Source organism: Paenibacillus sp. IHB B 3084 (assembly GCF_001447315.1).
In the GTDB taxonomy this organism is placed as follows: Bacteria; Bacillota; Bacilli; order Paenibacillales; family Paenibacillaceae; genus Paenibacillus.
The window spans coordinates 147,627-160,228 of record NZ_CP013203.1 but is presented as its reverse complement, the minus strand read 5'-3'; the positions used below and the strand labels follow the sequence as shown (position 1 = coordinate 160,228).

Sequence of the window (12,602 nt, the reverse complement as noted above, 5' to 3'; positions counted from 1 at the left end):
TCTGTATACCAATAGTAACTATCTTGGTTTGTGCCAACAGTGACATTTTTAACAGTTTTTTCTCATTCCTTGCGTCAATCATACCACAGAAAACGTTATCATTACAGGAAATATCGAATGTTCACGATTTCGCTAAAATTTGATTGACTTGCCCCTTATTTTGGGTGTATTATGGGTTACGTTAATTCCTCAGGTAACTTTTAATAACCTCATCTTTTATAATGGGAAGAAGGAATAATTCATGGATTCGATGACATTTGTCTTATTTGGAGCGACAGGGGATTTGGCTAAACGCAAAATCTACCCTGCCTTGTATAATTTGTTTGTAGAAGGTAAAATTCCGGCTTCCTTTTCTGTAATTGGTATGGGGCGTCGTGAAGTGGCTGACGAACAGTTTCAAAGTAACGTAGAGCAATCCATCAAAGATTTTTCCAGACACGTGAATGATGACCGTGCACAGATGGATCAGTTCTTGAGCGCTTTCCGCTACAGTGCATTGAACGTCAATCACCCGGAAGATTATAAAAAGCTGTTACAGCTTGCTGAGCAACGTGAAAATGACTTGGGAATTCCGGGGAACCGCATGTTTTACTTATCGGTGGCACCGGAATTTTTTGATGTGATTGCCCTCAACATCCGGGAAAATGGTTTGGCTGAAACGAAGGGCTGGAAACGGCTTATTATCGAAAAACCATTCGGACATGATCTGGAATCGGCACGCGAGTTGAATGATCGCTTGAGCAGAACATTTGCTGAGGATGAAATTTATCGTATTGACCATTACCTTGGTAAGCCGATGGTGCAAAACCTGGAAGCCTTGAAATTTGCTAATCCATTGCTTCAGGGTGTGTGGAACAATCAATACATTGCCAATGTGCAAATTACCGCTTCTGAAACTGTAGGCGTCGAGGAACGCGCTGGCTATTACGATCACTCCGGAGCTATTCGGGACATGGTGCAGAATCACATGCTGCAAGTGCTGATGATGGCGGCTATGAATAAGCCGGGACATGTAACGGCAGATCAGGTGCGTGACGAAAAAAGCAAGGTTATGGAGGCGTTGCGTGCGCTCGATCCTTCCGATATTGCTTCCAGCGTGGTGAGAGGCCAATACACGAACGGTGAGATTAACGGAAAAGCAGTTCCTTCCTATAAAGAAGAGCCGGACATTGGACCGGACTCACAAAATGATACTTTCATTTCAGCTCGTCTGTGGATTGACAATGAGCAATGGTCAGGTGTGCCGTTCTATATTCGCACAGGCAAACGCATGAAGGAAAAATCTACACGTATCGTCGTGGAATTTAAAAAGGATAGCACAGACCCGTATGCGGCTCAAGGACAGCCTTCCGAGCCGAACTTGCTTACGATTCATGTGAATCCGGATGAAAAAGTAACACTGCGTCTGAACAGTAAGGACCCACTGAATAACGGTCAACTGGAGACGGTGCTGATGAATTACACATCAGAGGCCAAGGATGTACCGGAAGCTTATGAGCGCCTCATCTTTGATGCGCTGCGCGGCGACTCCACCTATTTCGCTCACTGGAATGAAGTTGAGCTTTCATGGATGTGGGTACAGCCAGTGCTGGAAGCTTTTGCTCAAGGCGAAGTTCCGCTTCATACGTATGCGGCAGGCTCCTACGGTCCAGAGGCTTCTGACCAATTGTTGGAGGAACAGGGCTTTACATGGTGGCTGGATCAAAAGTCAGAAAGTTCTGAAAAGGCGGTTGTTCGTTCGTAAATATGTACACATCACTACATTGAACATATATTTTGCTACGGCAGGAGGCCTTTACAATGCAAGTTGGATTAATTGGTTTGGGAAAAATGGGCTTGAATCTCGGAAAAAACTTGATCGATCACAAGCATGAAGTTGTCGCTTACGACGTCAATGCAGCGGCGATTCAAGAAATGAAGGATTACGGTGCTACAGGTGCTTCCACACTGGAAGAGCTTGTGCAGGCAACCCAATCCCCGAGAGTGCTGTGGATTATGGTTCCCCATCAATTTGTTGATTCCGTACTGGATCAGCTTCAACCGATTTTGTCCAAAGGGGACATTATTATTGAAGGTGGTAACTCTCATTACAAAGAGTCCATTGCCCGTCATGCTCGTCTGAAGGAATACGGCATCAGCTTCATGGATGCCGGAACCTCCGGAGGTATGGAAGGTGCACGTAGTGGCGCTTGTTACATGATCGGCGGCGACCCGGAAGCATGGGCGTTTGTTGAGCCTATTTTCCGCGATACAGCGGTGGAAAATGGTTATCTCTATGCAGGTAAATCCGGTAGCGGACATTTTCTCAAAATGGTTCACAACGGTGTGGAATATGGCATGATGGCCTCCATTGGTGAAGGCTTTGAGGTGCTGGAGAAAAGCAGCTTTGACTTCGATTATGAGCATGTGGCACGCGTTTGGAACAACGGTTCGGTTATTCGCTCTTGGTTGATGGGCTTGACCGAACGTGCATTTTCCAAGGATGCAAATCTGGATGAAATCCGCGGGGTTATGCACTCTTCCGGCGAAGGTAAATGGACGGTTGAGGAGGCATTGGACATTCAGGCGGCTACTCCGGTTATTGCGTTGTCCCTGCTAATGCGTTACCGTTCTCTGGATGCAGATACGTTCAACGGGAAAGTCGTTGCCGCGCTGCGCAATGAATTTGGCGGTCATGCAGTAGAAAAGAAATAGTAACGATATAACTTAGCATCGATCCCCGCAGCTTCAAAATTGCGGGGATATTGCTATATGTTCTTGCCATGCGCTTTTTTGCTTTATGCATATTTTTCCTTGTATAACCGCACAATAGATGAAAAAGAAGGCGGAAGGATGAATAGCATATGTGCAAAAGGTTTTCGTTATCGGCTGATTTGGACGAGGTAAGGGATCATTTTGGCATACAACGGGTGATGTATTATTATAAAACGCGTTACAATATGAGCCCTACCCAGCATGTTCCCATCGTGCTGCATCAGGAGGGGGAACGGGTGCTAGACGAATTTCGCTGGGGATTTATCCCCTACTGGGGCAAGGATTGTGTCAATGCTGATTTGAATACGGTCCGAGTAAATCCGAGCTATCGCAAAATGGCCGAAACCCGGCGCTGTGTCATTCCTTGCAACGGTTTTTATTATTGGCGAAAGCTTGGTAAACGTATGTGTGCGGTGCGGGTGGTGTTGCCGGGACAGAAAATGTTTGCGGTCGCGGGATTGTATGAGGTGTGGCAGGATAGCCGTAAGGAGCCGCTGCGTACCTGCACGATGATGACGGTACAGGCCAATTCGGATATTCGTGAATTTGACAGCCGTATGCCCGCCATTTTGGAATCCTCGAATATGGATTCATGGCTGGACCCGTCCATTAAGAACATCGATGAGTTGCTACCGCTGCTGTGCACGTATGAACAGGGCGATATGAGCATCTATCCGGTGACCCCGCTGGTCGCCAATGATGAACACGATAACCGCGAATGCATTCTGGAAATGGATTTGCAATGGTCCTGGATCAAGCCTTAAATGAATATGGAGATTTTTCATTCACTAAAGATCATAAGCTTCCCGCCGCCTGCATAGGTATGTATTGGGGAACAAGCGTCATGATCCGGGGAGAGGGGAAACGGCCGAAGGAGTATCTCATATGGGATGGAGGCGATTGGAATGAGCAACGATACACTCATCCAACTGCTAGTGCTCATGGTGACGATCATCGGTCTGGTCCAAAACCGGTAAGTGGCAGGTTCCAGAAGGCGGGAGAATTGCCCTAGGCAATCTTCTGCTTTTTTTCGTTTTCCTTTCAAGAGCGGCAACAAGAGATTTTTTTACTTTAAAATGCTCGCAGATGAAGGGAGCTTGCGGTACAATAGATGCTAAGCTACAGGTGACAAGACACCTGAATATACGGCTATATATGATGCATTTTTAAGGGAGAGCGAATCATGAGTGAATTGACTTCATTACCACCATCCAAAAAGCGAAAGCTGCTGTTTAGCGCAGGACTCAGTTGGCTGTTTGATGCCATGGACGTGGGGCTGCTTTCGTTCATAGCCGCAGCGCTGGCTAAGGAGTGGCATTTGGGTTCAGAGCAGATTGGTCTGCTGACTGCGATGAATTCAATAGGGATGGTGTTTGGGGCCGCTTTAGCGGGGATTTTGGCTGATCGCTATGGCAGGCGTGCGATATTAGTGTGGACGCTGTTGATCTTTTCCGTTGCAAGTGGTTTGTCGGCTTTGGCGACCGGGCTTGGTGTACTACTGGTGCTGCGTTTTATTGCAGGCGTAGGCTTGGGAGGGGAACTGCCTGTGGCTTCGACGCTGGTGTCGGAATCGGTGCCGGTTCAGGAACGGGGAAAAGCGGTCGTTCTGTTGGAAAGCTTCTGGGCGGCGGGATGGATTCTTTCTGCGCTTATTGCCTATTTTGTTATTCCAAAGTACGGCTGGCAGATGGCCTTTATTCTCGGCGCAGTACCAGCCCTGTACGCTCTTTATTTACGCAAAGCGGTAGAGGATTCACCGCGATACAAGCAGCAGAGTGTCAAGCTTCCACTGCGTGCAAGACTGGCTTCCATTTGGTCAGGGCCGAACCGCAAGTCCACGTTAATGCTGTGGATTTTATGGTTTACGGTTGTATTTTCCTATTACGGAATGTTTCTGTGGCTGCCAAGCATTATGTTTATGAAGGGTTTTGAGCTGGTTAAAAGCTTTGAGTATGTCCTGATCATGACGCTGGCACAATTGCCGGGTTATTTTACTGCCGCATATCTGATTGAAAAGCTGGGCCGCAAATTCGTGCTGATCGTCTATTTACTGCTAACGGCGGTGTCCGCTATTTGGTTCGGTACCTCGGAAACGGCAGGAATGCTGCTGGCTGCTGGTATCTGCTTGTCCTTTTTCAATCTCGGTGCGTGGGGAGCCATGTATGCCTATACCCCGGAATTGTACCCGACAGCCGTCCGTTCTACCGGAGTGGGTATGGCGGCTGCGTTTGGCCGTATTGGTGGCGTAATCGGGCCTTTTCTGGTCGGCATGCTGGTCGGACAGGGCATGGCGATACAATCTATCTTTGTGATTTTCTTCGTAGCGATCCTGATTGGAGCGGCGGCGGTATGGTTGCTGGGTACCGAAACGAAAAATCGGGAGATCGACTAACCTTTACATTCACCTGTGTAAAGATTCATAATACAAGAGAGAGGAGTGACCTGAAATGGAGCATACCTTTCTGCTCAAGGCAGACTGGAACGGGGGGCGCAACAGCGACGGTCATATTGAGGCCGGACAGCTGCGGACAGCGATTTCGATCCCGGCGGAGATGGGTGGTCCCGGTGTGGGCACCAATCCGGATGAAATGCTGCTAGGCGCTGCCGCGACCTGCTATTTGATTACATTGGCGGCGATGATGGAGCGCGCTGGTCTTCCGGTGGCTTCACTGGCACTGGAATCCGAAGGCATTGTTGATGTAACGAACAATATTTTTACATATCGTCGAATTATTCATCGTCCGCAAGTTCATTTGGCCCCGATGCGACAGAATCGCAGATCGAACAGGCCTTGCGGCTGGCAGAGCAGGCAGAGAGCTCTTGCATGATCTCGCGTGCCGTAGCGGGAAATGTGGCTTTGTCTACAGAGCCCGTCGTGCAACGCGCCTCTTAGCGCTATTTGAACCAGGAGCAATCATTCCAATTGCCCATTATTTTTCTAATTCGAGGAGGACACAACCATGACAGCACAACAAAAATTGCTCGTATTCGCAGGCTCTTACGCCGAATTGGAAGGCAGCGGAGTTTATGCGTACACTTTTAATGAAGAGACAGGGGTTCTTACATTACAGGATGAGTTCTCCGGATTGAAAAATCCAACCTTCCTGAACGTAGACGTGAAGAACCGGAAGCTGTATTCCATTGGGGAAACGACTTCTGCTACTGGAGCGAAGGTGGGCGAAGCTGCTGCTTTTGAAATTGATCCGGTCAAAGGGACATTTACTTTGCTTAACCGGGCGGAAAACGTTGGCGCAACAACCTGTCACATTCAGCGTGATCCATCCGATCGCTACCTGATCGTAGTCAGCTACCACGGAGGTATGGTGGGACTGGTGTCTCTAACCGAGGATGGTCGTATCGGCGAGTTGCTGGATGTTAAACAGCATGAGGGCAAGGGAGCGCATCCTGAGCGTCAGGATCGTCCGCATCCACACTCCAGTTTCTTTAGCCCTGACGGTCGTTTCCTGTTCGTACAGGATCTCGGTTTGGATCTGATCCGTGTCTACACCATTGATGACAGCAAAGGACAACTGGTGCTTCATGGCGAAACGAAAACCCATGCAGGTGCAGGCCCACGTCACTTGACGTTCCACCCGAACGGTAAATTTGCTTTTGTCATTAATGAGGTGGATTCTTCTATTACTTCTTTTGCGTATGACGCAGAAGCAGGCAAGCTTACCGAGCTTGAGAGCGTACCGACTTTGCCGTCTGATTTTACGGGCGAAAATACAACCGCAGAGATTGCTATTTCGGAGGATGGTGCTTATGTGTACGGTTCTAACCGTGGGCATGACAGCATCGTAGTGTTCGCTGTAGACGCTGCAACAGGCAAGCTGAGCCTGGTAGAGCATGTATCTACTGAAGGCGAGCATCCGCGCCATTTTGCTCTGACTCCAAACGGTGAGCACCTGCTCGTGGCAAACCGCGATACGAATAACATCGTTACATTTAAAGTGGACAAGGCTAGTGGACGACTGACCTACACGGGACAACAAGTAACTGTGTCCAAGCCGGTATGCGTGCAACCTTTTTACTTTTCTGTATAATAAGGGCGTTACGTCCTATTAAGATGCTGGATGACTGAGTAACGGTATGCGGTTAATGGCCGCTACGAGGACGGATCATTCTTCCGATCGCTGTTGCCCCCGGATTTCCTGATTATATGTTCAAGGGTAGAAATCCGGAGACAAAGGCGAACGCTGCGCTTCTTCAGAACGATTCCAACCTCTCCGCTGCTTTTGTGCTTCTGGGCAACTGTTCATAGAAAATTCTTGAGAATTACGGTCTGTAGGTTAAACCTGCGGCCGTTTTTCTTTTTATAGCTGGCTATTTTATAGAAGTCATTTTCTATTTCATATGAATATATAACAATATTTAATGTGGATATATTGTAATATATAAACATAATTTGTTGAATTATGTTGAAAAGCGCAGAAAAACCTAGTATAATCATCATGAAAATCTTACATACATCCTTAGATCGCTCAATACACCCTTAGAACTTCAGAATAAATTGTTTAGGTTGAACTGCTGGCCAGCATTCAATATACTCATTAATTATTCTAGGAGGCTACTGGACTATGAGAAAAAATCTTTTGACTTGTGCTTTATCTGCAATACTTTTATCTTCATTCGTAGTTGCACCTATCTCGGCTTTAGCTTCTCCTGTAGAAGCTTCCATAAGTGTTGTCGAACCTACTCAAACAGGGGAACAAGTTGTAGAGCCGCAGGCAAAAGCGAAGATAGCAGCTAAGGCTATTGAAGCATTAGCAGATAAACTTGATTCTAGCTACATAGATAATATAATTGACTATATACCTAGTCAGAAAGCAAAGGATGCCCTACTAGAAGGTCGTCACCATGTTGTAAATGAGCTTAGATTTTATCTTCGTTAGGTGACGCTGTGGAGGACACGGTTAAAGACGTAATTGTACAAGCGCTAATGCAAGTACCTTGGGTAAGTAGCTCTGTAGCAAATACAGTGGCTAATATTCTGGTTTTTGTATCTTATAAATAAACAGAGAAGGTGGTCGATATCATGAGTGAAACCCTTCAGGAAAAGGTCGATCGCCTTGAACTGTATGTGGATTTGTTGAGACAGATTGCTGTAAATCCCGAAGAAATGTAATATGGGATTGGGTGATTTCTAAAGGGCTCAACCGTGAACAGTACAACAATTTAAACTCTGTTTTAAAAGAAAACACCAGGATTCTTTTAAAACAAAAGAGGGGGGAATCCCACTGTTTTAAGCTTTCAGGAGTTCTCTAGTCAAGTCATCGGAGCTTTAGGCTTAAATGATGACGAAGTGGGCAAGAAAGCAGTTGCTCAAGTGTTAAGGAGTGCTGTTAGGATGCCTGCTTTTGCTATACTTAATCATTACGTAAACTTAATTGATAAATAGAAGCTTGATAGTTTAGGACTCACTTATGTGGGTCCCTTTCTTATTTTAATTAGACTAGGGGAGACTCTAACGAAAGAATAGAGCAAGCAAAGGAATTCTCCATGAAAATAACAAATCATATGTATAAAATTTTAAGGTTACAAATAAGAAACGAATAATCTCGACAGGAAAGGGTACATATGTTATAAGCGGGACAAGAATCCCTTGGGCGAATTTACGATGAGTACTGTAAGATCAACATAAGTTTTAGAAGGGAGAAACCATCTGTTCGCGCAGTGAGCCACACAGAGCAACAGCCATGAATTACACACATTTTACACAAGGAGGAGGAAATCATATGAAAATTATTATTACACAAAAGGAAGCTGCCGACAAAGGAATCTGGACGGAGATCATGGGAATGTTCGCTGTAACCAAAGAGGACGAGGTATGGCAAAATGAAGAGTTTATTCTCACCGAAGAACAGGCACGTCAGGTCGGATTGATCAAATAGTGAGGCGTAAATAGGATATGTAAGCAAGTTTTAAGACCAAGTCTTAAAAAATCGTAACTTCTTTTTACGTATCTGATACACTTTTTAACCTTACAACGTTTATAGTAAGTGCATAAGGGTAATGAAGCTTACAGACACCGTGTACATACCCTAACGGTAAGGAGAGATCAGACATGATGAAACTAGCTTCGAAATGGACCGTATTGGCTTTAATGATGATGCTGATTACGACGGCAGGGGCAACAGCAAAAGGCTACACGCCAGTAGCACCTGCTGAAAATCAGGAGACCGTTTATATAAACCAAATGGAGATTCGTAACGGACAAATCTATTTGTCGGCTGACCCGATTGAATGGTATGAAGGTGCGGCAGCAGATAAGGCATTTTTGGAGCATGAAGGAAACACAGGGTTGGACGGAGCACCGGATGGCTACTATATCGTGAATAATTCCGTGCAAAATGACGTGTACCAGGTTGCGCCAGATGCTTCGGTAGAGGTGCAAATTTATGATCATACAGGTCGTATAGAAGATACAGATGTAAAATGGAATGAATCGATACCTTTGGCACAGTTTGAAAAAGATTTTGCCAAAAAGATGTATTGGATCTCAGCCAATTTCCATACCATGTGACGTTGCGTGACGGTAAGGTCGTTAAAATCGTGCAGCAGTTCATTCCTTAACATACAAGGTATTGCATAACAAACACGTGCTTTTCACTTGATTCATATCAGGGAAGCACGTGTTTTTCATACATTATAACAAAAAAAGAGGATATCCATCCCAATTAGGGGGGGCGGATATCCTCTTCTGCTCATATATATGGATTTAGAAGGATTTTGCAGCTTCTGTTGCACTTTGTACAGCAGCTTCAACAATGGCTTGTGCTTGATCTGGAGCTTGGTTATGTCCTTCCAGTACAACCTTCACGATGTCTTTCACACCGAAGAAGGATAAGATGTTGCTCATGAAGTTCAAAGACATTTCGGCAGCAGCAGCAGGGCCTTCGGAGTATACGCCGCCTCTTGCATTCAACAGGGCTACTTTAGTTTCAGTTACGAGACCAACTGGGCCCTCAGCAGTGTATTTGAATGTTTTACCAGCTTGGTTCAAGTAGTCAATGTACGTATGCAGTACAGCTGGAATCGTCATGTTCCAAAGCGGGAAAGCGAATACGACTTTGTCTGCTGCCAGGAATTGATCCAGATATCCGTTAGCAATATTTGCTAAGCGAGCTTCTTCTGCGTTCAACTCCAAGCCTCTAGCGGATTTGAACGTGCCGTTAATCATGTTGGCGTTCAAATAAGGAAGCTCGACGGAGAACAAATCCAGTTCAGTGATTTCATCAGATGGATGGGAAGCTTTGTAGCTTTCCACGAAGGCGTTATACAATTTAACGGTTGCGGATTCTTCGGCTGTACGATCATTAGCTTTGACAAATAATACTTTAGACATGATTTATTTCCCCCTAAGTAAGTTCAGTAAGTAAGTTACTTCGTAATATTACAATATAAAGATAATATCTGTCAACACTTCTATATTAAATTTAATTTAAAAAGCTACTTTATTTTTTACACTGTAAAATTTATGTGTTTCTTTTGCAAAATATCTGTTTTGCGGTAAAATTTAAATATGAGCCGATTAGAAGAATGGATTCAATAGGCGAAAAATGAAATTACCATGTAGTCAGCAGAATAGGTACAACAGATGAACGAAAAAAGGTGAGTAGCTTGAAGATTGGTTTTTTTGATTCAGGATTGGGTGGAATTACGGTATTATCTGAGGCCTTACGACGGCTGCCAAACGAAAATTTTGTATACTTGGCGGATACGCTTCATGTTCCTTACGGGACGAAAACACCGCAAGAGGTATGCGGATACGTCAAGGCTTCGGTACAAACTATTTTAAAAGAGGACGTTAAAGCGCTGGTCATTGCCTGCAATACAGCCACGAGTATCGCGGTTGCGGAGCTGAGAAACGAATACCAGATTCCGATCATTGGCATGGAGCCGGCCGTGAAGCCTGCGGTAGAGATGAATCGAGCGAATGGTAAAAGAGTGCTAGTGTTAGCCACGCCGTTGACGTTAAAGCAATCCGGTTATGCAGCACTGGTGTCCAGAGTTGATGATCATGGAAGTGTGGATTCGTTGCCTTTGCCTGAGCTGGTGCATTATTGTGAGCAGTTAAATTTTGACCGGACAGAAATGGCCGAATATTTTAACTGTAAGCTGGCTGCGTTCGATCTGGACTTATACGGTACGGTCGTTTTGGGATGTACCCACTATCCTTTTTATAAAGAGATCTTGAAGGGGCTGCTTCCTTCCCATATTCAGCTAATCGACGGAAGTCAGGGAACAGTCAGACGGTTAAAACAGGTGTTGTCTGATCGCAATTTGCTGGCATCTCCGGCAAAAGCAGGTCAATCGCAGGAGGGACACATTACGTTCCTGTGTACTAGTCAGGATGCGGACTATGTCCATAAAATGGAGCGTGCGCTTGAAATTTATGCGGAGCATGAGAAGATTTCTTTTTAAAGTAGATGCGGCTGGCGAACGGATTGAATCATAGCTATGAATTCCAGCGTCAGTCGCGTAGCAGATTAAAGACATGGAGGGGGCTTTTGATGGACGTTCAACTGATCCTAAAGGAGCTTCATGAAGTAGGTGTACTTGAAGGTCATATGCAAGAATTTAAGCCCTTGACTGGAGGAACTTCAAGCGAAGTGATTGCCGTCATGGACGGAGCCAAGCCACGATATGTGATCAAACAGAATGATCCGGTTATTGTAGAAGCGGAAGCGGAATTTTTACATACCTATTCACAGATTGAAAAATTAACGCGTCTGGTTTATGTTGATCCGCTGCATCGTTATTTGGTGTACATGTTCAAGCCAGGGCTGACCCGCTATCATGGAGGGAACAAGAGCTACCTTCTGCTCAATCTGGCGACGGAGCTGATCGCACAATACAAGCCTCTGGGAGAGAAACGTCATTATGGATATCCAGACCATCCGTTTGTGGATTGGAGAGATTTTCTGCTGCACAGGACGAAGGAATCCGGAAAGATCATACAGGACGTTTTATCTCCAGAGGATCATCGGATTGTTCATGCACTTGTGGCAGGAATGCCTCAACGGAATTTTAAATATTTGCTCCATGGCGACTGTGGGATACATAATTTCGTGTTTGCCGAAAATGGCACTTTAACGGGCATTATTGATCCTGATCCGGTGGTAGGAGAACCGTTATATGATCTGATATACGCCTTTTGCTCTTCACCGGACATGCTGACTGTCGATACGATTTTGCCAGCGGTAGAGAAGCTTGAGCCAGGAATGACAGGGAGTTACGAGCTGAACACGGAGGTGCTACAGGGATTATATTTTCGAATAGCTACCTGCATTCGGCATCATCCAGAAGATCTCGATCAATATACAGAAGCGTGGACTTATTGGCTGAACAGAGTTCGCTGAAAGGAATAGGGAATATGAGTATACAAGGATGGAATCATATTTGCTTTTCGGTGTCAGATTTGGAGAAGTCGGTACATTTTTATCAAAATGTATTAGATGGAAAGCTGCTCGTCAAAGGACGTAAGCTGGCTTATCTGGACTGCCTGGGCATGTGGCTGGCTCTCAATGTGGAGGAGGATATCCCGAGAAATGAAATTCATCATTCCTATTCGCATATTGCATTTTCGGTAGCGGAAGCGGATTTTGAGGATATGCTTAACAAGCTGAGAGCTTTCAATGTCACAATTTTGCCCGGACGAGAGCGGAATGAACAGGACAAAAGGTCAGTCTATTTTACAGATCCGGACGGACATAAGTTTGAATTCCACACAGGACAATTGCAGGATCGCCTGGAATATTATAAAAATGAGAAAAAGCACATGACTTTTTATGATTGAGTAAGCGGTATCCATAATAATGTCTGAGTATATACAGGGTTCTCAT

The 12,602-nt window shown here is 45.3% G+C and carries 12 protein-coding genes and 1 pseudogene; 12 read left to right on the top strand and 1 reads right to left on the bottom strand.

Annotation, left to right across the window (positions count from 1 at the left end):
- The first annotated feature begins 241 nt into the window (after positions 1-241).
- From zwf to ASL14_RS00665, 9 genes and pseudogenes are all read left to right on the top strand, one after another.
- Positions 242-1,744 (top strand): glucose-6-phosphate dehydrogenase, encoded by a 1,503-nt coding sequence (zwf, locus tag ASL14_RS00700; protein WP_134909956.1) that lies wholly within the window; start codon positions 242-244, stop codon positions 1,742-1,744.
- 56 nt (positions 1,745-1,800) lie between these two features.
- Positions 1,801-2,694 (top strand): phosphogluconate dehydrogenase (NAD(+)-dependent, decarboxylating), encoded by an 894-nt coding sequence (gene gnd / locus ASL14_RS00695; RefSeq protein ID WP_134909954.1) that lies wholly within the window; start codon positions 1,801-1,803, stop codon positions 2,692-2,694.
- Positions 2,695-2,843: 149 nt separating this feature from the next.
- Complete coding sequence (locus ASL14_RS00690; RefSeq protein WP_134909952.1) at positions 2,844-3,518, top strand: SOS response-associated peptidase; 675 nt, start codon at positions 2,844-2,846, stop codon at positions 3,516-3,518.
- Between the two features lie 419 nt (positions 3,519-3,937).
- Positions 3,938-5,146, top strand: coding sequence for an MFS transporter (locus tag ASL14_RS00685; RefSeq protein ID WP_134909950.1), 1,209 nt, complete (start codon positions 3,938-3,940; stop codon positions 5,144-5,146).
- A gap of 55 nt (positions 5,147-5,201) precedes the next feature.
- Positions 5,202-5,647 (top strand): annotated as a pseudogene (locus ASL14_RS00680) (OsmC family protein).
- 67 nt (positions 5,648-5,714) lie between these two features.
- On the top strand, positions 5,715-6,800 hold the full coding sequence (locus ASL14_RS00675) for a lactonase family protein (protein ID WP_134909948.1): 1,086 nt from the start codon (positions 5,715-5,717) through the stop codon (positions 6,798-6,800).
- 534 nt (positions 6,801-7,334) lie between these two features.
- Positions 7,335-7,649 (top strand): hypothetical protein, encoded by a 315-nt coding sequence (locus tag ASL14_RS00670; protein ID WP_134909947.1) that lies wholly within the window; start codon positions 7,335-7,337, stop codon positions 7,647-7,649.
- 843 nt (positions 7,650-8,492) lie between these two features.
- Positions 8,493-8,648: a hypothetical protein gene (locus ASL14_RS27190; protein WP_170970838.1), complete on the top strand. Its 156-nt coding sequence runs from the start codon at positions 8,493-8,495 to the stop codon at positions 8,646-8,648.
- A 173-nt stretch (positions 8,649-8,821) separates the two neighbouring features.
- Entirely contained in the window at positions 8,822-9,280 is a 459-nt protein-coding gene (locus ASL14_RS00665) for a hypothetical protein (RefSeq protein ID WP_223264154.1), read from the top strand.
- Between the two features lie 195 nt (positions 9,281-9,475).
- Here the strand turns inward: ASL14_RS00665 and ASL14_RS00660 are convergent, their stop codons facing one another.
- Entirely contained in the window at positions 9,476-10,102 is a 627-nt protein-coding gene (locus ASL14_RS00660) for an FMN-dependent NADH-azoreductase (protein ID WP_134909945.1), read from the bottom strand.
- A 275-nt stretch (positions 10,103-10,377) separates the two neighbouring features.
- On the opposite strand from ASL14_RS00660, the gene murI reads away from it, so the two are divergent.
- From murI to fosB, 3 genes are all read left to right on the top strand, one after another.
- The gene (gene murI, locus ASL14_RS00655; RefSeq protein ID WP_134909943.1) at positions 10,378-11,181 is read left to right on the top strand and encodes a glutamate racemase; all 804 of its coding nucleotides are present in this window, start codon (positions 10,378-10,380) and stop codon (positions 11,179-11,181) included.
- A gap of 89 nt (positions 11,182-11,270) precedes the next feature.
- Positions 11,271-12,119 (top strand): phosphotransferase, encoded by an 849-nt coding sequence (locus tag ASL14_RS00650; protein ID WP_134909941.1) that lies wholly within the window; start codon positions 11,271-11,273, stop codon positions 12,117-12,119.
- 14 nt (positions 12,120-12,133) lie between these two features.
- Complete coding sequence (gene fosB, locus ASL14_RS00645) at positions 12,134-12,556, top strand: metallothiol transferase FosB (protein WP_044645583.1); 423 nt, start codon at positions 12,134-12,136, stop codon at positions 12,554-12,556.
- The last annotated feature ends 46 nt before the right edge of the window (positions 12,557-12,602 follow it).

What these genes read in the sequence shown, in the direction of transcription:
- ASL14_RS00660 (WP_134909945.1), bottom strand. Translation starts at nt 10,102, where the DNA reads ATGTCTAAAGTATTATTTGTCAAAGCTAATGATCGTACAGCCGAAGAA.
- zwf (WP_134909956.1), top strand. Translation starts at nt 242, where the DNA reads ATGGATTCGATGACATTTGTCTTATTTGGAGCGACAGGGGATTTGGCT.
- ASL14_RS00665 (WP_223264154.1), top strand. Translation starts at nt 8,822, where the DNA reads ATGATGAAACTAGCTTCGAAATGGACCGTATTGGCTTTAATGATGATG.
- fosB (WP_044645583.1), top strand. Translation starts at nt 12,134, where the DNA reads ATGAGTATACAAGGATGGAATCATATTTGCTTTTCGGTGTCAGATTTG.
- ASL14_RS00685 (WP_134909950.1), top strand. Translation starts at nt 3,938, where the DNA reads ATGAGTGAATTGACTTCATTACCACCATCCAAAAAGCGAAAGCTGCTG.
- ASL14_RS00650 (WP_134909941.1), top strand. Translation starts at nt 11,271, where the DNA reads ATGGACGTTCAACTGATCCTAAAGGAGCTTCATGAAGTAGGTGTACTT.
- ASL14_RS00670 (WP_134909947.1), top strand. Translation starts at nt 7,335, where the DNA reads ATGAGAAAAAATCTTTTGACTTGTGCTTTATCTGCAATACTTTTATCT.
- ASL14_RS00690 (WP_134909952.1), top strand. Translation starts at nt 2,844, where the DNA reads ATGTGCAAAAGGTTTTCGTTATCGGCTGATTTGGACGAGGTAAGGGAT.
- gnd (WP_134909954.1), top strand. Translation starts at nt 1,801, where the DNA reads ATGCAAGTTGGATTAATTGGTTTGGGAAAAATGGGCTTGAATCTCGGA.
- ASL14_RS00675 (WP_134909948.1), top strand. Translation starts at nt 5,715, where the DNA reads ATGACAGCACAACAAAAATTGCTCGTATTCGCAGGCTCTTACGCCGAA.
- ASL14_RS27190 (WP_170970838.1), top strand. Translation starts at nt 8,493, where the DNA reads ATGAAAATTATTATTACACAAAAGGAAGCTGCCGACAAAGGAATCTGG.